Source organism: Scandinavium tedordense (assembly GCF_024764965.1).
Lineage (GTDB): Bacteria > Pseudomonadota > Gammaproteobacteria > Enterobacterales > Enterobacteriaceae > Scandinavium > Scandinavium tedordense.
This window is the reverse complement of record NZ_JALIGG010000045.1, coordinates 22,721-44,756: the sequence shown is the minus strand read 5'-3', so window position 1 is coordinate 44,756 and position 22,036 is coordinate 22,721. Positions and strand designations below refer to the sequence as shown.

At 54.8% G+C, this 22,036-nt stretch carries 20 protein-coding genes, 5 tRNA genes and 2 other RNA genes; 7 read left to right on the top strand and 20 right to left on the bottom strand.

The features are described from left to right. On the bottom strand, positions 1 to 204 hold the full coding sequence (lptM, locus tag MUU46_RS01525; protein ID WP_159761669.1) for an LPS translocon maturation chaperone LptM: 204 nt from the start codon (positions 202 to 204) through the stop codon (positions 1 to 3). A 138-nt stretch (positions 205 to 342) separates the two neighbouring features. Between lptM and cyaY the strand changes: the two genes are divergently transcribed. Further along, positions 343 to 663: an iron donor protein CyaY gene (gene cyaY / locus MUU46_RS01520; protein WP_258964560.1), complete on the top strand. Its 321-nt coding sequence runs from the start codon at positions 343 to 345 to the stop codon at positions 661 to 663. Here cyaY and cyaA read toward each other — a convergent pair. Continuing rightward, entirely contained in the window at positions 660 to 3,206 is a 2,547-nt protein-coding gene (gene cyaA, locus MUU46_RS01515) for a class I adenylate cyclase (RefSeq protein WP_159761667.1), read from the bottom strand. The genes cyaY and cyaA overlap by 4 nt on opposite strands. 340 nt (positions 3,207 to 3,546) lie before the next feature. On the opposite strand from cyaA, the gene hemC reads away from it, so the two are divergent. The 6 genes from hemC to MUU46_RS22875 all read left to right on the top strand — a co-directional run bounded on the left by hemC (position 3,547) and on the right by MUU46_RS22875 (position 8,359). Further along, entirely contained in the window at positions 3,547 to 4,488 is a 942-nt protein-coding gene (gene hemC, locus MUU46_RS01510; RefSeq protein WP_258964559.1) for a hydroxymethylbilane synthase, read from the top strand. After that, positions 4,485 to 5,225, top strand: a complete 741-nt coding sequence (gene hemD / locus MUU46_RS01505) for a uroporphyrinogen-III synthase (RefSeq protein ID WP_258964558.1) — start codon at positions 4,485 to 4,487, stop codon at positions 5,223 to 5,225. The genes hemC and hemD overlap by 4 nt, the downstream gene beginning before the upstream one ends. A gap of 21 nt (positions 5,226 to 5,246) precedes the next feature. Then, positions 5,247 to 6,437: a uroporphyrinogen-III C-methyltransferase gene (gene hemX / locus MUU46_RS01500; protein ID WP_159761664.1), complete on the top strand. Its 1,191-nt coding sequence runs from the start codon at positions 5,247 to 5,249 to the stop codon at positions 6,435 to 6,437. Positions 6,438 to 6,439: 2 nt separating this feature from the next. Further along, positions 6,440 to 7,636: a protoheme IX biogenesis protein HemY gene (gene hemY, locus MUU46_RS01495; RefSeq protein ID WP_159761663.1), complete on the top strand. Its 1,197-nt coding sequence runs from the start codon at positions 6,440 to 6,442 to the stop codon at positions 7,634 to 7,636. Positions 7,637 to 7,786: 150 nt separating this feature from the next. Beyond that, a complete protein-coding gene (locus MUU46_RS22880) occupies positions 7,787 to 8,026 on the top strand; it encodes a hypothetical protein (RefSeq protein WP_309582932.1) in 240 nt (79 codons plus the stop codon). Positions 8,027 to 8,071: 45 nt separating this feature from the next. Next, positions 8,072 to 8,359 (top strand): hypothetical protein, encoded by a 288-nt coding sequence (locus MUU46_RS22875; protein ID WP_309582931.1) that lies wholly within the window; start codon positions 8,072 to 8,074, stop codon positions 8,357 to 8,359. Positions 8,360 to 8,825: 466 nt separating this feature from the next. On the opposite strand, the gene MUU46_RS01485 is transcribed toward MUU46_RS22875, so the two are convergent. From MUU46_RS01485 to wecB, 18 genes are all read right to left on the bottom strand, one after another. Beyond that, positions 8,826 to 8,960, bottom strand: a non-coding RNA gene (locus tag MUU46_RS01485) — RtT sRNA. 34 nt (positions 8,961 to 8,994) lie between these two features. After that, positions 8,995 to 9,129: non-coding RNA, RtT sRNA (locus MUU46_RS01480), on the bottom strand. A 34-nt stretch (positions 9,130 to 9,163) separates the two neighbouring features. Then, positions 9,164 to 9,240: transfer RNA gene (locus MUU46_RS01475), tRNA-Pro, on the bottom strand. A gap of 68 nt (positions 9,241 to 9,308) precedes the next feature. Then, positions 9,309 to 9,385 (bottom strand) — tRNA-Pro (locus MUU46_RS01470). Between the two features lie 48 nt (positions 9,386 to 9,433). Beyond that, positions 9,434 to 9,520: transfer RNA gene (locus tag MUU46_RS01465), tRNA-Leu, on the bottom strand. A gap of 23 nt (positions 9,521 to 9,543) precedes the next feature. Then, positions 9,544 to 9,619 (bottom strand) — tRNA-His (locus MUU46_RS01460). 67 nt (positions 9,620 to 9,686) lie between these two features. Continuing rightward, positions 9,687 to 9,763 (bottom strand) — tRNA-Arg (locus tag MUU46_RS01455). A gap of 102 nt (positions 9,764 to 9,865) precedes the next feature. Beyond that, a complete protein-coding gene (thrP, locus tag MUU46_RS01450) occupies positions 9,866 to 11,251 on the bottom strand; it encodes a bifunctional threonine/serine APC transporter ThrP (protein ID WP_258964557.1) in 1,386 nt (461 codons plus the stop codon). A gap of 203 nt (positions 11,252 to 11,454) precedes the next feature. Continuing rightward, positions 11,455 to 12,195, bottom strand: coding sequence for a lipopolysaccharide N-acetylmannosaminouronosyltransferase (gene wecG / locus MUU46_RS01445; RefSeq protein ID WP_258964556.1), 741 nt, complete (start codon positions 12,193 to 12,195; stop codon positions 11,455 to 11,457). An 11-nt stretch (positions 12,196 to 12,206) separates the two neighbouring features. After that, the gene (wzyE, locus tag MUU46_RS01440) at positions 12,207 to 13,553 is read right to left on the bottom strand and encodes an ECA oligosaccharide polymerase (protein ID WP_159761659.1); all 1,347 of its coding nucleotides are present in this window, start codon (positions 13,551 to 13,553) and stop codon (positions 12,207 to 12,209) included. Then, positions 13,550 to 14,629 carry a TDP-N-acetylfucosamine:lipid II N-acetylfucosaminyltransferase gene (locus MUU46_RS01435; protein ID WP_258964555.1) on the bottom strand — a complete coding sequence of 360 codons (1,080 nt, stop codon included), beginning with the start codon at positions 14,627 to 14,629 and terminating at the stop codon, positions 13,550 to 13,552. The genes wzyE and MUU46_RS01435 overlap by 4 nt, the downstream gene beginning before the upstream one ends. After that, positions 14,626 to 15,876 carry a lipid III flippase WzxE gene (gene wzxE, locus MUU46_RS01430; RefSeq protein WP_258964554.1) on the bottom strand — a complete coding sequence of 417 codons (1,251 nt, stop codon included), beginning with the start codon at positions 15,874 to 15,876 and terminating at the stop codon, positions 14,626 to 14,628. The genes MUU46_RS01435 and wzxE overlap by 4 nt, the downstream gene beginning before the upstream one ends. Continuing rightward, positions 15,876 to 17,006, bottom strand: coding sequence for a dTDP-4-amino-4,6-dideoxygalactose transaminase (gene rffA / locus MUU46_RS01425; RefSeq protein WP_258964553.1), 1,131 nt, complete (start codon positions 17,004 to 17,006; stop codon positions 15,876 to 15,878). The genes wzxE and rffA overlap by 1 nt, the downstream gene beginning before the upstream one ends. 4 nt (positions 17,007 to 17,010) lie before the next feature. Further along, a complete protein-coding gene (gene rffC / locus MUU46_RS01420; protein WP_258964552.1) occupies positions 17,011 to 17,685 on the bottom strand; it encodes a dTDP-4-amino-4,6-dideoxy-D-galactose acyltransferase in 675 nt (224 codons plus the stop codon). Continuing rightward, positions 17,663 to 18,544 (bottom strand): glucose-1-phosphate thymidylyltransferase RfbA, encoded by an 882-nt coding sequence (rfbA, locus tag MUU46_RS01415; protein WP_159761654.1) that lies wholly within the window; start codon positions 18,542 to 18,544, stop codon positions 17,663 to 17,665. The genes rffC and rfbA overlap by 23 nt, the downstream gene beginning before the upstream one ends. Before the next feature lie 17 nt (positions 18,545 to 18,561). Further along, positions 18,562 to 19,629, bottom strand: coding sequence for a dTDP-glucose 4,6-dehydratase (gene rffG / locus MUU46_RS01410; protein ID WP_258964551.1), 1,068 nt, complete (start codon positions 19,627 to 19,629; stop codon positions 18,562 to 18,564). Further along, positions 19,626 to 20,888 (bottom strand): UDP-N-acetyl-D-mannosamine dehydrogenase, encoded by a 1,263-nt coding sequence (gene wecC / locus MUU46_RS01405; protein ID WP_258964550.1) that lies wholly within the window; start codon positions 20,886 to 20,888, stop codon positions 19,626 to 19,628. Before wecC ends, rffG begins: the two co-directional genes overlap by 4 nt. Further along, positions 20,885 to 22,015 carry a non-hydrolyzing UDP-N-acetylglucosamine 2-epimerase gene (wecB, locus tag MUU46_RS01400; protein WP_159761651.1) on the bottom strand — a complete coding sequence of 377 codons (1,131 nt, stop codon included), beginning with the start codon at positions 22,013 to 22,015 and terminating at the stop codon, positions 20,885 to 20,887. Before wecB ends, wecC begins: the two co-directional genes overlap by 4 nt. Positions 22,016 to 22,036: the final 21 nt, after the last annotated feature.

The following is a 22,036-nucleotide window of genomic DNA, read 5'->3' as shown; positions in this document are numbered from 1 at the left end:
TTAGTAGTTAACCTGGCTCGGGCCACCGTTATCACCGCGATCGTTACGGGTCGGCTCAGTCGTCTGAGTGTCCGTATCAACCGGTTTCGTTGGTGGAGCCGCCGATTTATCTGCTGGCGGAAAATAGAGTGGGCCCTTCAGGCCACAACCTGCCAGGGTCAATAACGCAGCCAAAAGGACCAGCGGTCGAAAGAGGTTCTTCATTCTTAAAGTGCCTGTGGTTGATGCTTTCTGCTTTCTATCATCGCAGGAGAAGACGTAAAAGCAAGCGTTTAGCGCCTGACTGCAACCGGAATTGTTTCGCGTTATACTGCCGCCATCACCTGATAATGGAAAAGAACAATGAACGACAGTGAATTTCATCGCCTTACAGACCAACTGTGGATGACCATCGAAGAGAAACTCGACCACTGGGATGGCGACAGCGATATTGATTGTGAGATTAACGGCGGCGTGCTGACGCTGAGCTTCGAGAACGGCAGCAAAATCATCATTAACCGCCAGGAGCCGCTGCACCAGGTGTGGCTGGCCACCAAACAGGGAGGCTATCATTTTAGTTTGAAAGACAACGAGTGGGTCTGCGATCGCAGCGGCGAAACCTTCTGGGATTTGCTGGAACAGGCCGCCACGCAGCAGGCGGGCGAGGCTGTTAGCTTCCGCTAGGAAAAATACTGTTGCAGCAGTGGGGTCGTTGCATCCTGATTTGCGGGTGCGACGGCCGCTATAGCCTGAGTGCGGAACGGAATCACCTGAGCGCGATTGTCGACTTTCACAATCTGATAGAACTGCGGCAGGTTGAAGTTAATAAAGCTTGAGCCGTAGGTAAAGCGGTCGTGCGAGGACGAGTAGAAGCGGCTGACATCACGCACCAGTTCTTCTTTACTGCCTTCACAATGGTGATAGACCTCTGCCCGGTTGCTCTCATCCAGAATGTAGATGTTAAAGCCGTTGTCTTCACTGCTGTCCTCGAAGAAGAACTGAATGATCCCTTCACTTGCGAACCCGTCCACGACCGGCGGCAGTTTCACATGGTTAGTTTCTACCTGGACCGAGAGGCCATGTAGCTTGTTGTGAGAAATCGCGCCATAAAACTCGATGGCGTTTTCCAGTTTCTGCACTGACACATTCAGACGTTCGAAGAACAGGCCCCAGGTTTGCCCTGCCACGCGCAGCGCTTTGAAGCGCCCAGTTTCCTGACGGGTACTGGAAAGACGCAGTTCAATGCACTCTGATACCAACTGCTGCACACGCGTACGGATAAGTCCGCGCAGGTGCTGGCTGTAGCAGAACACTTCCACGCTGTCCGGCGGTGCCGCATCCTGATGCATTTTGCCGAGGATAGTTTTCAGCGCTTCGATCATCGCCTGCTCGCCGTTGAAATGCAGGGTTCGCACTTCGTTCCACGAGTTGCGGTACAGCAGATCGACACTGCCAATCAGGCAATTCTGCTCTTCCCCGAAGCTGAATACGTCCAGCTTACGGAAATCGAAATGCACGACCTGATTACGGAATGCCGCAGTCGGGTCATATTCGAGGTTGACGATAATCGCCAGATGGCGAATTTCGCACGGACTGTAGAGTGCTTTCGGCGTCGGCGCAGGCAAGCGCAGCGGGAAGTGGTGAGACACGTCGGCCACCATTTCCTGCAGTTTCGCCAGGTCAGCAATGCCGTTGCCCTTAATAAACAGGCGGGTGCGTGAAGTCAGCAGGCCGTTAAACCAGGCCCACGCCACCAGCTTATTAAGATAACGGTTATATTCGAGTGGCTGATGACTGACAATCGATTCCATGTTTGGCGCACGATTATAGAGATACCAGCCTGTACGGTTGGCTCGGCCCGGCGGCACATGGATAAAGGTCAGGTTCGGCTCGGAGAGATCCGGCGAAATCTGCGGGTTAACCAGCGTCACTTTGCCCGGCAGTGCTTCAAACGCCGCATACAGCTTACGGGTCAACACCCCGATATCCTGCGGGCTGGCTGAAACGCTGAGGTTGTTGCGGCGCGCGAAACGGATCAGGTTTCGATAGCTCTGCATCATCGCGTCGAGCAGTTCGTTGTGCGCATCGCGCACTTCGTCAATCTTCCAGTTCGCACGATTGTCGAGCATCGCCAAACGCTCTTCGCTCCAGCCCCAGTCTTTCACCAGCTGGCCAATGACTTCACGACGCCAGCCCACGCAGGCGCGTTCGCGGCTGAGTTTTTCGCATACTTTCAGGTAGAAGCATCGACGCACCAGATCCAGACGGGCGGCGTCATCGATGGCTTGCAAATAGGTCGTGACGCGTTCGAGCATCATGCAGTAAGAATCGAGCCCAAAGGACACAATCTCGCCGTCGTGCAGGCGCTGCTTGATGTCTTTCGCCAACAGGCGGCTATTTGGATATTCCCAGGAATAAGCTTCGAGCAGCAGGGTTTTCAGCACCGCTTTATACGGCGAGTCGATACTCTTATACAGCTGCCACAAGCTGGCCCCGAAGTATTCTTCCGCGGAGAGCGAGCTCAATCCGCCGAGATCCAGCCATTCATTTGGCGTCAGTACGCCCTGCGAGTAGAGCTTCATAACGTAATCGTCGTAATGCTCTTCTTCTTCACATGGCACCATATTCCACAGAATACGTTTCCCGGCGAGGCGCACGGCGGTCCGGTAAAATTCGTCGAGCAGCAAGATGTGCTGCGTTGAGCCACAGTCTTCACCCCCGAGGCTGCCGCTTTCATTATGACGGAAGCGGTTTTCGTCTATCAGGAAGAAGCTGACTTCCACGCCAAGCGACGCGGCCCAGCTTTCGAGCAGGCTACATTTACGCTGCAACAGCTGGCGTTCTTCGTTATCAAGCCAGGCCTGATGGCAGACCCAGATATCGAGATCGGAAGAGCAGCTTTGGCCAACCGAAGAAGTGCTACCCATAGAGTAAACGCCGGTAATCGGCAGTTCACCTTTGGCGGAAACCTGCGGCGGCATACCGCGGTGCAGTTCCAGCTCATCAAGGTAGTGACGTTGAGTTTCATCAGGCGTGTAGAGGCAAATGCCTTTGGGTACGTTACCGTCGAGGTAACCCGGCATTAGCGGATGATGGTAGTGAAGCAATGTCGGCAGAAGACTGTAGACCTGCTGAAAAGCGGGCCCCATGGCAGCAAGCGCGCGATCCACGCGCAATTGATTAATGGCATCCAGTCTCTGTTTCAGTGTCTCAATATAGAGGTACAAGACGTATCGCCTGATGTTAAAACCTGGCGTATCGCTAAGGCGGTGAACTGCACGGGATACGAAGGTTTTTAGAATTTCAACAAGAACCGCTACCGTCTGTCGCCGAGATGGTGTGTTGGTGCGGGCTAACAAACGGTTTAAAACGTGATCAATCTAACACCTTGCCGTTTGACCGTAAAGAAAGTTGCGCTACTCATAAGTCTAGCACCGATTAACGGCTGTAAATTCTTCAACATGCCGGTAATCGCTCCGTTTGCTCATTTTCAGAAAAACTCGAAAACTAACATCCTTATAGCAACAATGTTAGGATGGCTGGCGGACGATAACGACGGTAACAAGCATGTTAGACAAACTTTTAAGAATTGCCACACGCCAAAGTCCTCTCGCGCTGTGGCAGGCACATTATGTGAAAGACAGGCTAATGGCGTGCCATCCCGGGCTTCAGGTAGAACTGGTGCCGATGGTGACGCGCGGCGATGTGATCCTCGATACGCCTCTGGCGAAAGTGGGCGGAAAAGGCCTGTTCGTCAAAGAGCTGGAACTTGCGCTGCTTGAAGACCGCGCCGATATCGCCGTGCATTCTATGAAGGATGTTCCGGTGGAATTCCCGCCAGGACTCGGTCTGACGACCATCTGCGAACGCGATGATCCACGCGACGCATTTGTTTCTAACCATTTCAATTCTATCGACGCGTTGCCTGCGGGCAGCGTGGTTGGCACGTCAAGTTTACGCCGCCAGTGTCAACTGGCTGCCGATCGCCCGGACCTGGTGATTCGCTCGCTGCGTGGCAACGTTGGCACGCGCCTCGGCAAGCTCGATAACGGCGATTACGATGCCATTATTTTGGCCGTCGCTGGGCTGAAGCGTCTCGGTCTGGAAGACCGAATTCGCGAGGCATTATCGCCTGAGCAATCTCTGCCCGCCGTTGGCCAGGGTGCCGTGGGTATTGAGTGCCGTCTCGACGACGCTCACACCCGTACGCTGCTGGCACCGCTGAATCACGCGGATACCGCGGTGCGCGTCTGCGCAGAACGCGCGATGAATACTCGCCTCGAAGGCGGCTGTCAGGTGCCGATTGGCAGCTATGCTGAATTAAGCCACGGTGAAATCTGGCTTCGGGCGCTGGTTGGCGCACCGGATGGCAGCCAGATGGTACGCGGTGAACGCCGTGGGCCAGCCGAAGACGCCAAAGAGCTGGGGATTTCATTAGCCGAGGAGCTGCTGAATAACGGCGCACGTGAAATTCTCGCGGAAGTGTATAACGGAGAAGCCCCTGAATGAGCATTCTGGTCACTCGCCCCTCTCCCCAGGGAGAAGAACTTGTCAGCCGCCTGCGCGCGCTGGGGCGAGAGGCCTGGAGCTTTCCATTAATTGAATTTACTCCCGGCCGCGAATTAGCGCAGCTTGCGGGACACCTGGCCGCACTGAACGACGGCGATCTGCTGTTCGCCCTTTCACAACACGCTGTCGAATTTGCCCAGGCACAGCTTCAGCAGCACGGGCAACGTTGGCCGCACGCGCCACGCTATTTTGCCATCGGGCGAACCACTGGCCTGGCGCTGCACAAAGTCAGCAGTATTGACGTTCGCTACCCTCTCGATCGGGAAGTCAGCGAAGTGTTGCTACAATTACCTGAATTACAAAACGTTGCCGGCAAGAAAGCACTGATTTTACGCGGAAACGGCGGGCGCGAATTGCTCGGTGAAACGCTACACAGTCGCGGCGCAGAAGTGATTTTTTGTGAATGTTATCAACGCAGTAATCGGAACTATGACGGTGCGGAAGAAGCTATGCGCTGGCAAAGGCGCGGCGTGAGCCGACTGGTCATCACCAGCGGCGAAATGTTAAAACAGCTCTGGTCGCTTATTCCGCAATGGTATCGAGAGCGTTGGTTGTTAAACTGCGAAGTGCTTGTGGTGAGTGAGCGCCTTGCTGAACAGGCCCGGGAGCTGGGCTGGCGGAATATCAGGGTGGCCGATAGCGCCGACAACGACGCGCTGCTGCGTGCTTTACAATAACTCTCAAAATTGGAAGCCATAATGACGGAACAAAAAGAGAACTCCGCCGTGGTTGAGGAGACCAGGGAGGCCGTGGAACAAACGCCACAGCCGGAGAATGCTGAAAAGAAAAACGCTGAGAAGAAAAACAGCAGCAACAAAGCGCCGTTGGCGCTGAGCGTAGTGGCGATTGCCATCGCTCTGGCCGCAGGCATTGGCCTGTATGGCTTGGTAAAAAAACAAAATACTAATCAGACGACCGCCAGCGATGCGTTGGTCAATCAAGTGACCGCCCTGCAAAAAGCACAAGAGTCGCAGAAGAGCGAACTGGATGGCGTCATCAAGCAACAAGCCGATCGTCTGAGTGCTGCACAACAGCAACAAAATGTGCTGACGAAACAGCTTGATGAGCTGCAGCAAAAAGTCGCCACGATTTCCGGCAGCGATGCCAAAACCTGGCAGCTCGCACAGGCCGATTTCCTCGTCAAACTGGCAGGACGTAAACTGTGGAGCGATCAGGACATCACCACCGCAGCGGCACTGCTGAAAAGTGCCGATGCAAGCCTGGCGGACATGAATGACCCAAGCCTGATTAACGCTCGTCGTGCAATCACTGACGATATCGCCAGCCTCTCCGGCGTGGCGCAGGTCGATTACGACGGGATCATTTTGAAGGTCAATCAGCTGTCTAATCAGATTGATAACCTGCGTCTGGCCGATAACACTGACGATGATTCCCCGATGGACGACGACAGCGGTGAGCTTTCCAGCTCGCTGAGTGAATGGCGCGTCAATCTGCAAAAAAGCTGGCAGAACTTTATGGACAGCTTCATCACCGTTCGTCGCCGTGATGAAACCGCCGTTCCGCTGTTAGCGCCAAATCAGGATGTCTACCTGCGCGAAAACATTCGCTCGCGTCTGCTGGTTGCGGCCCAGGCCGTGCCTCGCCATCAGGAACAAACGTACAAACAGGCACTGGACAACGTTTCCACCTGGGTACGCGCGTACTACGATACTGACGATGCGACCACCAAAGCTTTCCTTGATGAGGTGGATTCGCTGAGCCAGCAAAATATCAATATGGACGTGCCAGAAACGCTGCAAAGCCAGGCGATTCTGGAAAAGCTGATGCAGACCCGCGTGCGTAATCTGCTGGCACAGCCGCCGGTTGCGCCGAGCGCTGCACCTCAGGCTGATGCCGCGCCCGCCGCCGCTGCACCGCAGGGAGAATAAGCATGCTTAAAGTTTTACTGCTCTTTGCGCTGCTGATCGCCGGGATCGTTGTGGGCCCGATCGTCGCTGGCCATCAAGGATACGTCCTGATCCAGACAGATAACTACAACATTGAAACCAGCGTCACCGGCCTGGTGATCATTCTGATCCTGGCCATGGTGGTGCTGTTCGCTATCGAATGGCTGCTGCGCCGCATTTTCCGCACTGGGGCACATACCCGTGGCTGGTTTGTTGGCCGTAAACGCCGTCGGGCGCGTAAGCAGACCGAACAGGCGCTGCTGAAGCTGGCAGAGGGTGATTATCAGCAGGTTGAAAAGCTGATGTCGAAGAATGCCGATCACGCTGAACAACCGGTAGTAAATTACCTGTTAGCCGCAGAAGCTGCGCAACAGCGCGGGGACGAAATGCGCGCCAATCAGCATCTGGAACGTGCGGCCGAAAGTGCCGGCAACGATCTGATCCCGGTCGAAATCACCCGCGTTCGCCTGCAACTGGCACGCAATGAAGACCATGCCGCACGTCACGGCGTCGATAAGCTTTTGGAAATCGCACCGCGTCACCCGGAAGTGCTGCGTCTGGCTGAGCAAGCCTATATTCGCACCGGGGCCTGGACCTCACTGCTGGATATCATTCCGTCAATGGCGAAAGCGAACGTCGGAGATGAAGCACACCGTGACGTTCTGGAACAGCAGGCCTGGATTGGTCTGATGGATCAGGCGCGTGCCGATCAGGGCAGCGATGGTCTGCGTGAATGGTGGAAAAATCAGAGCCGCAAAACCCGTCAGCGTGTGCCGCTGCAGGTGGCGATGGCGGATCATCTCATCGAATGCGACGATCATGACACCGCGCAACAGATAATCATTGATGGCCTCAAGCGTCAGTATGACGATCGCCTGCTGTTGCCGGTACCGCGTCTGAAAACCAATACGCCTGAGCAGCTGGAAAAAGTCCTGCGCCAGCAAATCAAAAGCGTGGGTGACCGCCCTCTGCTGTGGAGTACGCTGGGTCAGTCGCTGATGAAGCACGGCGAATGGCAGGAAGCGACCGTTGCCTTCCGCGCGGCGTTGAAACAGCGTCCAGACGCGTTTGATTACGCCTGGCTGGCCGATGCGCTCGACAGACTGCATCAGCCAGAAGAAGCGGCCAACATGCGTCGTGACGGGCTGTTACTGACGTTGCAGAACAACCCGCCTTCCTGAGTCGATTCAGCAAAAAAGGGACCTTCGGGTCCCTTTCTTTTTTCTTAAGCAACATGCTAAATTCTTTGCTCTTAACCTCTTTCAAGAGCCTGCCAATGTAACGACTTTTCAGCATTCGCCTTTATTTTATCGTCACTGGGTAATGGTCTGATGCAGGTCGTCGTTTTCGGTCAGCTATTGCGTTGGCAGGCCTCACCGACAACGTTAACGCTCGCCTGGCTGTTGGCGACCATGCCCGGCTTTCTGGGCAGTCTTATTGGCGAAAGATTGTGCCGCACTCACCCTCTCCTGCAGTTGCTCATTTGCTGCGAATTACTCGGCCTGTTGGCACTCTGGCGATGGCGCTTCTGCCCACGTTGGCGCACGGATGATACTGCCGGGCTGGCGTAGCTGCCGCTGGGTTGGATATTTCTGCTCGCCTACATCATGATGCTGATGTTGTCGAAATTGACCGCTGCGGCGCTGGGAGCCATTTTTATCGCTCACCTGGCGTCAAATGTGGTCTTCGCGGTGGGGACGTTCAGCGTGCTGCAACAGTTCACCGAAGATGACGTTTCCTCCGCCAGCGCAAAAGCCTGGCGCTGGCAAACCCTCAGCGCCACCCTCGCGACGTCTATCACGGTAATGCTACCGAGCCAGCTTGGCGCAATTTATACGCTGTGGGGCGTTTCATTCTGCGCATTATTGTTAGTGGCCGCCGTCTTATTCCGCTACCGAACGTAACCCATAAAAAAACGCCTGCACTGAAAACAGGGCAGGCGTTAAAACAGGTCTTTTTGACAACAAAGGGTGCTTCACTCAACGTTATGTCCATGGTGTTTGATGAGGCCGAAGCGACATCTGTCGGTGGACGATAAGCACCGTAAACGGCTCTGCGTCATTCCTGAGTTTATGAGGCGTAAACGCGAACATAAGAGATGGAATGAGCATCTACACAGATATTATTACACACGTCACGCCACTCTTGTACCCTCAATATCAGGGGGTTAGCCGCTTTAGGAATAAATGAGATGTCGCCAAACGGAGACGCTGGAATACAGAAAAGGCGATGTCGCATGAAATCAGGGAATTAAATGTCGCCGTCTGGAGACATATTTGACAACGAGAAAATCCGAGCGGAAAAATATTTTTTAAAGGGCAGAAACACCAGGTACAGAATAGAAAAAAAAGCCAAAACGAAGCTCAAAATGGGTCGGCGAGAGAGGATAACTCGCCACTGCGTGGCTCGCCCTCCGGGCCGTTGCTAAAGCAAGGTTGTCTCGCTTCGCTCGGCTCGAACCTCCTTCCCCCGGAGCTTCTTCATCCTCTCCGGGCTACAGACGTAAAAAAACCGCTCAAAAGAGCGGTTTTTTCGAATGTGGTCGGCGAGAGAGGATAACTCGCCACTACGTGGCTCGCCCTCCGGGCCGCTGCTAAAGCAACGTTGTCTCGCTTCGCTCGGCTCGAACCTCCTTCCCCCGGAGCTTCTTCATCCTCTCCGGGCTACAGACAAAAAAAAACCGCTCAAAAGAGCGGTTTTTTCGAATGTGGTCGGCGAGAGAGGATTCGAACCTCCGACCCACTGGTCCCAAACCAGTTGCGCTACCAAGCTGCGCTACTCGCCGATGTACTGCTTTTTGAATTTTTGTTCAATTCTTGATAGAAAAAACCCTGCCGTAGCAGGGTTCAAAATTGGTCGGCGAGAGAGGATTCGAACCTCCGACCCACTGGTCCCAAACCAGTTGCGCTACCAAGCTGCGCTACTCGCCGAAATACTGCTTTTTGAATTTTCGTTCAATTCTATTTAATTTTAAGTTGTGGTGCGAGGGGGGGGACTTGAACCCCCACGTCCTTACGAACACTAACACCTGAAGCTAGCGCGTCTACCAATTCCGCCACCTTCGCATTGCCACTGAACTCAAAATTAATGGGGTGGCTAATGGGATTCGAACCCACGACAACTGGAATCACAATCCAGGGCTCTACCAACTGAGCTATAGCCACCACTGATATTCTTTCACGCGGCCCTGTCTTTACATCACAGACCACCGCAGCTCCAGCACCGGGTAAATGGTGCGCCCGACAGGATTCGAACCTGAGACCTCTGCCTCCGGAGGGCAGCGCTCTATCCAGCTGAGCTACGGGCGCTTAGCGCCGTTGCGGGGTCGGATATTACGGACTTCATGCTGTGCTGTCTAGTGTCTTTTTAAAGAAATTTTCCGTTTGGTTATGCTTTGCACGTTTTGTCGCTTATTCCTGCAATTTCTGGGTGCTATCAGTCCGATTGAGGCCTAACACTTTGTAAAGCACTGTCACAATTACCAGGAAAAGAACGCCGACAAACAGCGATGTGCGCGTGTCGTCGTTAAAGCCCATGCCGACCAGCACACAAATCAGGAAAGCCATCGTCAAATAGTTGGTCCACGGGAACAGTACCGATCGGAACGGATGGCTCGCCATCGCCTGCTTGTGCGCCTCACGAAAACGCAGCTGGCTAATCAGGATAACAAACCATGGCACCATACCCGGCAGCACGCTGGCGCTGTAGACGTACACAAACACCCGCTGCGGATTGGGAATGATGTAGTTCAAACATGAGCCAAGCAGCAGCACGACAATCGACACCGCCACGCCCACCACCGGCACACCGTTCCTCGAGACTTTCGCCATCGCCGATGGAAGCTGGCGGTTATTCGCCAACGCGTACAGCATGCGGCCACAACTGTACATTCCACTGTTGCAGCCGGAAAGTGCCGCCGTCAGCACCACAAAGTTGATGATGCCCGCCGCCGCTGTGATCCCGACTTTGGCAAAGGTCAGCACGAATGGACTGCCGCTACTGCCAATTTCATTCCACGGAAAAATGGTGACGATAACGAAAATAGCGCCGACGTAGAAAATCAAAATACGCCACAGGACTTTGCCCACCGCACTGCGCAGGGTGACCTGCGGGTTTTTCGCTTCACCGGCGGTGATGCCAATCAGCTCCACGCCCTGATACGATGCCACCACAATGCACAACGCCGTCAGGAAACCCTTCCAGCCGCCGGCAAAGAAACCGCCGTGTTCGGTCAGATTACCGAAGCCCAGCGCGTGGCCGCCGTTGCCGAAGCCAAAGAAAATCACCCCAAGCCCCACGACGATCATCACGATAATGGTGGTGACTTTGATCATCGCAAACCAGAATTCCAGTTCGCCGTACAAACGCACCGCCGCGAGATTCGCTAATCCCACCAGCGCCACGGCGATAAGCGCCGGTATCCACTGTGCCATGTCCGGGAACCAGAACTGGGTGTAAACCCCGATGGCGGTTATCTCTGAAATGCCGACCGCTATCCACATAAACCAGTAAGACCACGCGGTGAGATAACCAAAAAATGGGCTCATGTAGCGATGCGCGTAAACGGCAAACGAGCCAGTGACCGGTTCGAGAAACAGCATTTCGCCCATCGAACGCATGATGAAGAACACAAAGAGGCCGGCGATAATGTACGCCAGTAAAACCGAAGGACCCGCCCATTTTAGGGTGCTTGCGGAGCCCATAAACAGCCCAACGCCGATGGTGCCGCCCAGGGCAATTAATTCAATGTGTCGCGCTTCCAGCCCTCGCTGTAGCACTGGTTCTTTCTCAGCCATAGATCCTCGCGTGTTTGCCGCTTTCCGGTCGTTGCTGGTTATTGTTATGAACAGATGTCATACCGTGGAATGTCTGGCATCAACAGGCGTGCCGACTTTTAAGGGTGCGAATGGTTGAATAAAAAGGGTGAAATGGCAAATAAAGTATTAGTTATGCGAATGTATTGCACAATTGTTGTGCAATACATTTTTAGGAAGGGAGATCAAAGATTGCCGGTGTAGTGCCAGCGAAGATAGCGCAACAGGCGCAACTGCCGGCCAATGCGACTCGGCTGCGACAGCAAGCGGTAGAGCCATTCCAGCCCCAGTTTTTGCCATATCTTAGGCGCACGTTTTACATGGCTGGTGAAGACGTCATAGGTACCGCCCACGCCCATATACAGCGCATCAGGATGAACCAAACGACAGTCACGCATCAATATTTCTTGCTTTGGTGAGCCCATCGCCACGGTGACAATCTTCGCGCCGCTGACCTGAATTCGCTCAAAAAGTGCCTGCCGCTCTTCCGCGTTAAAATACCCGTCCTGGCTGCCAACAATATTCACGTTCCACTGTTGACGCAGTTTGGCTTCGGTTTGCGCCAGCACTTCCGGCTTGCCACCAATCAGAAATACCGGTGTGCCTTCCGCGCCCGCGCGAGCCATCAGCGCTTCCCAAAGGTCGGCTCCGGCCACGCGTGACACGTTGGCCTTCGGGTATTTCTTGCGAATCGAACGTACGACGCTTATCCCGTCGGCATATTTAAACTCTGCGGCGTCAATAAGCGTACGCACCTCGGCGTTGTCTTCCGCCGCCAGTACTTTCTCCGCGTTGATCGCCACCAGCGTCCCCTGTCTCATATGCCCATCGGCATAGAGATAGTCCAGCGCATGCGCCATATCACGCCAGCCAATCAGCTGCAGGCCGCGCACGGCATAAAGCGGCGCAACGGTTGAATCCGTCATGTGTTCCCTTATCAAACCAGAGGTTGTGGCTGCGGCCTTGAGCGTTTATGGATAAGCCCGGCACTGTCCAGCAGCCAGTAAAGCAATTTGGCGACCAGCAGGCAGAGCCCGAAAATCACCAGGAAAAAGACCACACGGGAAACGAATGAGTCGAGTCCTTCGCGGGCCAGCACAATCATGTTGAAGATAGCGCCAAAACAGAAACTGTGCAGAATCGCCGCTTTATAGCGGTTCGTTTCACGGTTGCCCAGCTGATACAGCCAGTCAAACCATTTGATAATCAGCCCCACGACCACCGCACCCAGCGGGATAAACCATGCGCCGCCCATCACCAATAGCGAGCCAATCAGCGTCGGTGAAATCGCCAGCCCGGAATGGTTATCCAGCACTTCCCAGGTAAAGTAGTTGGCGGTATTGAGTACGATGCTCGGCCGGTCATGCCACAGCCAGCTCGGAATGAAGACATAGAAATCGCGGACAATCGGCGCCAGCCCCTGGAAGTCGATTTTGTCGTAGTTCTGCAACAGCAGCGCCAGGTTTTCCCATGGCGAGAAGGTGTCGCGCGTCAGATACAGGAAAGTGTAAAACGCTTCGTCGCCGCTCACATTCATCCCATAGCGTTTCAATGCCAGCCAGAACATGCCGACAATCCCTAACACACCCGCCGCCGCCAGCATCCACAGCGAAATCCAGCCGCGAATGATGCCGATGAACAGGAAGATAGCAAAGGCGATGATGATATTGGCGCGCGTGCCGCCGACGATCACGTAGGTCAACAGACCAAACGCCACGGTGCTGACAAGGAAGAAGATCCACGCTTTGCTGTCCTGACGCAGGAAATAGACGACCAGCATCGCCGGGATGAAGAAGTAGAAGAAGCGCTTGAGCGCCACGCCGGAGACTTCGCTGGAGAAAATCTGGCTATAGGAGTGCAGCTTGAACAGCAAGAAACCGTTGTGCGCGAAGAATACACCGACGCTCAACAATGCAATCAGCGCCAGCGTCATCCAGGCCAGGTGGGTTTCCACCCGATTCATGGTGAATAACGGACGACGTTCCTTCTGAGTACGTGCCGCACGCAGGCGCGTTTTGTACGCCACGTAGTACATCGCGTAAAAACAGGCCGCCGACAGCTGCGCCTGCAGCAGAATTTCAGGCGGCGCGACACCGACGTCAAAGCGAAACACCAGTGTCATCGACAGTGGGAAGCCGAAGAAAAACGTCAATAAAAACAGCATTGAGAAGAAGACGTTAAAGTTAAAGCGCACCCGACGAAACTCAAAATACGTCAGCGTGGCGATAAACAGCGATGAAAACAGCCAGACCACAAACAGGCCAGTAAACTGCATCAGGCTCATTGCGCCTCTCCTGCTGCAATCTGCAGCGCGCGATGCCATGGTTCCAGATAGTTTGGGCGGAAAAACGCTATCTGTGTTTTATCGACACTCGCCAGTTGTCGTTGCGCTTCACGCACCACGGCGACGTCCAGTGTATCAGTAGTGAACAGCACCGGAATGTGCTGCTCGGCCATGTCTTCCCAGAACGGATTCTCCCGGTTCAACACACACGGAACCCCCGCCTGAATAAGCAAACACAGCGTGCCGATCCCCTGCTGGCGTGGGAACAGGAAGTAGCCCAGGTCGCAGCGGCGAAGCAGGGCCAGATAATCGTCAAACTCCAGCTTTTCCCCGAGGATCTGTAGGTGTTCCACGCTGAATAACGCTTCACCTGCCGCGCGAACTTCGCGAATGTATTCGTCGTTATTCGCCGGGTAGCCCATCGGCACCACCACATTAACGGTGTCACCAAACTGCTGATGAATAGCCTTCAGCGCCGCGATGTGATCGTTGCTGCGATCGCCGGAGTTGCCGACGAGTACGGTCAGCGTTTGCGCTTCGTGACGCGCCGTTTCCATGTCGTTTAACGACGAATCCATGCGCGTCGGGAAATACAACAATTCACCTTGTACCCGCGGATGTACTTTGGCGAAGGTATTCAAATCGCCTCGTGTGGCGAAAACACAACCCACACGCCCCTGCGCCATCCGGCGAAGCGGATAAAAGAGACGGAACTTCAGGCCACGAGAAACTTCATACAGGTCAGCGCCCCAGATATGCCAGTTAAACTGCGCGGGCTTGATACCGCCGGATAACAGCGCCAGCCAAAGGCCGGTGTTGAACTGCCCATGGAAGAAAAACCGCTGCGTACGGTCGGCTTTCGCTTTCTCGACAACTGCGGTAGCCAACGCTTTCTTGTCTGCATAAAAACGCAGCGAGAGGTTCGGGCCTGCGGCTTGCAGCTCGCTTTCATTGCCCACCACCATAAATTCGCGGGCGTGCTCGCAACCGTCCGCCAGTTCTTCACTAAAAAACCGCAGAACGGTTTGATTATGGTGCGGGATATCCGATCCCAGTACGTGTATCAGTACAGTCATGCCCGTTTACGCCAAATTAAAAATACGCTGCTACACAGCACAAAATAAACGATATAGGTCGCCATATAGGCTTGCGCCGCGCCGAGTGCACCGTGCGCGGGGATCAGCCAATGCGAAAATGCGGTCAGCAACGTGAACTGGCTAATTTCCGTCAGTACGTAGAACCGCAGCGACGCTTTGGCGATCACCAGGTAGCCGTACACATAAGCGCCCACTTTCAGCACATCGCCGACTAACTGCCACGCGAAGAGATCGCGCATTGCGGTAAACTTCGCAGAAAACAGCAGCCAGATAGCAAAATCACGCAGCAGCCAGACGGTGAAACTCGCCGCGGCTACCGCCGGCAGTACGAACTTCAGCGCTTTCGCAATTTCACGCGTAATGTCTGATTTCTCGGTCAGCCGCGAAAGCGTTGGCAGCAAATAGACGCTGAATGAGGCGGTAATAAACTGCAGGTAGGCGTCGGAAATGCTGCTCACGCCCTGCCAGATCCCCACCTCATCCCAGCTGTAATGCGCAGCCAGTAGGTTTCGCATCATCACATATGCCACCGGCAGCGTCACCGATGTGATCAACGCCATTACCGTAAATTTTCCCAGCTGTCCGGCATAAAACGCATCCCACCGTGGTTTCAGGTAGGCAAACGGAATCGCTCTGCGCTTCGCCATCATCACTGCGGCTGGCAGTACAACCAGCGCAGGGACTAAGGCAATGCCCAGCAACGCGCCTTCATAGCCACCGAAATGCCAGCTAAGAAAATACGCTGCTACACCAATTAAGCTACCGGCAATGAGAGACAGTGCGTTTCCGGATGCATCGCGAAAACCTTTGAGCAACGCCAGAAGCAGGTTGGCCCATGCAATGCCCATCTGGACCAGCGCCACCAGCCGCACTAACCCTTGATAATGGGTATGCCCGAACAGCCCCTGGCTGATGGGCGCAGCGGCAACAACAAAGATGATGGCCAACAGCGTGGAGAAACCCAGCACCATCGCTGACGAGGTGCCGACTACATTGCGCAGATGCTCGGGGTCGTCGTGATACTGCGCGACATACTTAGTGACGCCGTTGAAAATCCCCGCTCCAGCGAGCACGCCGAGCACCGTCACCAATTGACGGAAGTTACCCGCCTGGCCTACACCAGACGGCCCATAGGTCACTGCCAGCAGTTTGACCACCAGCAGACCCGCACCAATTTTGACCAGCGTGCTGGCCGCAGTCCAGACAGACGCTTTTGCCAGCGACATCAGGCGAAGAAGCTAAGCAGAGAGTTAATCACCGTGCGCTGATTCACCGCCGCCAGATTGTAGAACAGCGGCAGACGGAGCAAACGCTCACTTTCCTGCGTGGTGAAGCGGTCTTCACCGTGGAACTCGCCAAACGCTTCGCCCGCCGGGGATGAGTGCAGCGGGATATAGTGGAACACCGCGAGGATCTCGGCCTCTTTCAGCCAGGAAATCAGCTTGCCGCGATCAGCTTCGTCACGCAGCTTGATGTAAAACATGTGCGCATTATGCACGCAGTCGGCTGGAATCGTCGGCAGCTCAATACGGCCGGCGTCAGCCAGCGGTTTCAGCGCATCGTGATAGGTTTGCCACAGGCTAAGACGCTGCTGATTAATACGATCTGCGGCTTCCAGTTGCGCCCACAGATACGCCGCCTGCAAATCGGCCATCAGGTAACTTGAACCGATATCGCGCCAGGTGTATTTGTCGACCTGCCCGCGGAAGAACTGACTGCGATTGGTACCTTTCTCGCGAATGACTTCGGCACGCTCAATCAGTTTACGATCATTGATCAGCGTTGCGCCGCCTTCACCACCGGCGGTGTAGTTTTTGGTTTCATGGAAGCTAAAGCAGCCAATATGCCCGATGGTGCCCAGCGCGCGGCCTTTGTAAGTCGACATCACGCCTTGGGCGGCATCTTCCACCACGAACAGGTTATGCTTTTTGGCGAGCGCCATGATGGTGTCCATTTCACAGGCCACGCCAGCATAATGCACCGGCACGATGACTCGCGTTTTCTCGGTGATCGCCGCTTCAATCAGCGCTTCGTCAATGTTCATGGTATCGCGACGCACATCGACAAAAATGATTTTTGCGCCACGCAGCACGAAGGCGTTAGCCGTGGACACGAAAGTGTAACTCGGCATGATGACTTCATCACCAGGCTGGATATCCAGCAGCAAGGCTGCCATTTCCAGCGATGCGGTGCAGGATGGGGTTAACAGCACTTTGGCACTGCCGAAACGTTGCTCCATCCACTGCTGGCAGCGACGGGTAAAGCCACCATCGCCGCACAGTTTGCCGCTGCCCATGGCCGACTGCATGTAATCGAGCTCTGTACCTACAACCGGCGGTGCGTTAAAAGGAATCATCGTGTCACCTGTATAGCCAATAGGCGGTACTTTCGGGGACAGCACCGCTTTGAATGTAACGTTTAAGTGCCGCGGCATTGCCCATTTGGGTCGCTATCCGCAGCGTATTCAGTCGGCGCGTATGCGCCCAATGCACAGCAGCCTGCATGAGAATATCACCCGCCCCGCGCCCTGCCAGCAGCCCAATCCGGGCCTCGCTGTCATTCAGCTGACGCAAAGAAACAAAGGCGCGGATAGTCGCGTTCTCATCGCGGAAAACCAGGCATTGATGATCGAACGTGCCACGCACTGCATTTTCAATCCACTGCGCGTAAAAACGGCCACTGGCATCTTTGGCGTACCAGGGCGCGCGAAAGCGGCTCTGTGCAAACGCCTGTGCGGCAAATTCTCGCAGCCGAGGAATGTCCTCTTCGGTGGCAATCTCAGCCTGTGGGTCAACGCTATCCGTCACCGTTAGCCGGAAGTCAATTTCACCTTCCACCAGCTGAAAACCGATCGCTTGCAACGCATCAAGCCAGTCGGTGCGCTGCGCCGGGATTTTCGCCTGCACGCGCGACCAGTTCGCCAGTTCTTCGGCGTGAAGTTCCGGTGCATCATCATTCATGCGAACAATGGCGCTGCTGATACCAAAAAACTGCGTTTCCCAGTCAAGGGGATCAATACTGGCGCGGGCGAGCACGAAGCAGCTCCAGCAGATATTGACCATAGCCAGTTTTGGCTAATTGATTGGCCGCGCGTTTTACGCCGTCATCATCAAGCCAGCCGTTGCGCCAGGCAATTTCTTCCAGGCAGGCAATTTTGAATCCCTGACGTTTTTCGACCGTCTGCACGAACATGCTGGCCTCAATCAGGCTGTCGTGAGTACCTGTATCCAGCCACGCAAATCCACGTCCGAGAAGCTCCACGGTTAGCTTACCGTCATCGAGATACATCTGGTTAATGGAGGTAATTTCCAGCTCACCGCGCTCTGAAGGTTTCACGCGTTTGGCGTACTCCACCACGTTGTGGTCATAGAAATAGAGGCCGGTGACCGCCCAGTTAGACTTTGGCTCTTTGGGCTTTTCCTCCAGCGAAATTGCGCGGAAATTGTCGTCGAATTCAACCACGCCGAAACGTTCAGGATCCATTACCTGATAGCCAAAGACGGTTGCGCCTTCGGCACGCGCGGCAACGCTACGCAATTTCGGGCTGAAGCCCTGGCCGAAGAAGATATTATCGCCCAACACCAGGCACGAAGGTTCCCCGTTCAGGAAAGTTTCACCGATGATAAACGCCTGCGCCAGACCATCAGGACTTGGCTGCTCGGCATAATGCAGCTCGATACCAAATTCAGACCCATCACCCAACAGACGCTGGAAGTAGCTTATATCTTCAGGTGTCGTGATGATCAAAATCTCACGGATCCCCGCCAGCATGAGCACTGACAGGGGGTAGTAGATCATCGGTTTGTCGTAAATGGGCAGCAGCTGTTTGGAAACACCGCGGGTGATAGGATGCAAGCGGGTGCCGGAACCGCCGGCCAGAATAATGCCTTTCATATGTCCTCCCGGTAGAGTTAACCCTTCAGGCCGAGGCGCTCGCCCTGATAACTGCCATCCAGAACCTGTTGCCACCAGGCCTGATTCGCAAGGTACCATTGCACCGTTTTGCGCATTCCGGTTTCAAATGTCTCTTCCGGCGTCCAGCCCAGTTCGCGTTCAATTTTTGCCGCATCGATGGCATAACGCACATCATGCCCAGGTCTGTCTGTCACGTAGGTGATCAAATCCTGATACCTGGCCACGCCTTCAGGCTTTTGCGGTACCAACTCTTCAAGCAGTGCACAGACGGTGCGAACCACATCAATATTCTGACGTTCGTTATGGCCACCGATATTGTAAGTCTCGCCCACCACACCGGTAGTCACCACGCGGTACAGCGCGCGGGCGTGATCTTCCACATAAAGCCAATCGCGCACCTGCTGCCCATTGCCATAAACCGGTAGCACCTTGCCCGCCAGAGCATTCAAAATCGTCAGCGGGATAAGCTTTTCCGGGAAGTGATACGGCCCGTAGTTATTCGAACAGTTGGTGACCAGCGTTGGCAGACCATAAGTTCGCAGCCATGCCCGCACCAGATGATCGCTACCGGCTTTCGACGCTGAATAAGGGCTGCTTGGCGCATACGGCGTGGTTTCGGTGAAGAAATCATCGCTGCCGTGCAGGTCGCCATACACTTCATCAGTGGAGATATGATGGAAACGGAACGCCGATTTTTTATCGTCTGCCAGAGTATTCCACCAGCCGCGCGCCGCTTCTAATAGTGTATAAGTGCCAAGAATGTTGGTTTCGATGAACGCCGCAGGACCGTCAATAGAACGATCGACATGACTTTCTGCCGCCAGGTGCATGACCATGTCGGGCTGATGACGGGCAAAAATGCCGTCCAGCCCCTGACGGTCGCAGATATCGACCTGCTCAAAGGCGAAGCGATCGCTTTGCGAAACAGGGGCAAGCGAGGCAAGATTTCCGGCGTAGGTCAGCTTATCGACCACGACAACGCTGTCGGTGGTTTCACTGATGATGTAACGCGCCACGGCGGAACCAATAAAGCCCGCACCGCCGGTCACCAGAATCTTTTTCACCGCCACACTCCTTTGGTGTCCACCACAAACGTCTGCTTGATACTGTCACCGTCTACAGCTTTGAACTGCTTGTGATCGACCAGCATCACCAGTACGTCGGCATCATTCAGGGCGTCATCCAGAGAAACCAGCGTGGCTTTATCAGTGAGTTTTTTCGGCAGTTGATGAACGTTGGGCTCGACCACCAGCGTTTCACCACTGTGCCAGTCAGCAATCAGCGTCGCGATTTCCATCGCCGGGCTTTCACGCAGATCATCAATATTCGGTTTGAATGCCAGCCCGAAACAGGCAATTTTGACGTCACTGGCACGCTTATCGCTGGCGGCCAGACAATCGGCGACCATCGTTTTCACCTGATTCATTACCCAATGCGGTTTATGATCGTTCACTTCACGCGCGGTGCGAATCAATCTCGCATGCTGCGGGTTCTGCGCCACGATGAACCACGGGTCAACGGCGATGCAGTGTCCGCCCACTCCCGGTCCTGGCTGGAGAATGTTAACGCGCGGATGACGATTCGCGAGGCGAATCAGCTCCCAGACGTTAATCCCCTGATCGGCACAAATCAGCGACAGTTCGTTGGCAAACGCGATATTCACGTCACGGAAGCTGTTTTCCGTGAGTTTGCACATTTCTGCTGTACGCGCGTTCGTCACCACACATTCCCCTTCGAGGAAGATGTTGTAGAGCTCGCTTGCTCGCGTAGAGCAAACGGGGGTCATACCGCCAATCACTCGATCGTTTTTAATGAGTTCGACCATCACCTGGCCCGGCAGTACACGCTCCGGACAGTAGGCAATATTCACATCAGCCTGTTCGCCAGCCTGCTGCGGGAAGCTCAAGTCCTGACGCATTTCTGCCAGCCACTCGGCTACCTGCTCCGTCGCACCCACTGGAGAGGTGGACTCGAGGATTACCAACGCGCCCTTCTTGAGCACCGGCGCAATAGACCGCGCGGCCGCTTCGACAAATGCCATGTCAGGCTCATGATCGCCTTTAAACGGCGTAGGCACGGCAATCAGGTAGGCATCGGCTTCAACCGGCATCGTGCTAGCGCGCAGATAGCCGCCTTCGACCGCCGCTTTGACGACCTGACCGAGATCGGGTTCAACGATATGGATTTCACCGCGGTTGATGGTGTCTACCGCGTGCTGATTGATATCCACACCCACCACCTGTTTCTGCCGTGAGGCAAATGCCGCTGCCGTTGGCAGTCCGATATAGCCAAGGCCGATGACAGAGAGGGTCGAAAAACTCATAGTGTTTCCTGATTGTGTTTGAGGGCTGACAAAATTCGACTACAGGCCTGGCCGTCACCATAAGGATTATGGGCCCGACTCATCGCCTGATACTCCTTCTCGTCACGCAGCAATCGCGTAACTTCATTCACTATGTTCTGACGATCGGTACCCACCAGACGGACGGTTCCGGCATCTACGGCCTCTGGGCGCTCGGTGGTGTCGCGCATTACCAGCACCGGTTTACCCAGCGATGGGGCTTCTTCCTGAATCCCGCCGGAGTCAGTGAGGATCAACCAGGCACGATTCATCAGCCAGACGAACGGCAGGTAGTCCTGCGGTTCAATCAGGAAGACATTGTCTACATGGCCAAGAATACGATTAACCGGCTCGCTTACGTTCGGGTTGAGATGTACAGGATAAACGACCTGAACCTCCGGGTTTTCTGCGGCCACTTCTGCCAGCGCATGGCAAATCTGCTCAAAGCCCTGACCGAAGCTTTCGCGACGATGGCCCGTGACCAGGATAAGCTTTTTGTCGCTGTCTAAGAATGGATAACGGCCAGCCAGTTCGCTGCGTAAGGACTCATCAGCCAGCACGCGGTCGCGCACCCAGAAGAGCGCGTCAATCACGGTATTGCCCGTCACGACGATGCCCTGCTCAGAAATGTTCTCGCGCAGAAGATTCTGACGGGAATTTTCCGTCGGCGCGAATTGGTACATCGCCAAATGGCCCGTCATGGTGCGGTTGGCTTCTTCCGGCCATGGAGAATAGAGATCCCCCGTGCGCAGACCTGCCTCAACGTGTCCGACCGGGATACGCTGATAAAAAGCGGCCAGGCTCGCGGCCATGGTAGTGGTGGTATCACCGTGCACCAGCACAACATCAGGCTTGAAGGATTCCAGTACCGGTTTTAGGCCCTGTAGGATCCGGCAGGTGATTTCCGTCAGTCCCTGCCCTGGACTCATCACGTTGAGATCGTAATCAGGAACGATGGAAAACAGCTTTAGCACCTGATCCAACATTTCCCGATGCTGTGCCGTGACGCAGACTTTGGCTTCAAAATGTGGATCATTTGCCAAAGCATGGACAAGCGGCGCCATTTTAATCGCCTCTGGACGTGTGCCAAATACGGTTAATACTTTCACATCAATTCTCTTTGAATAGGT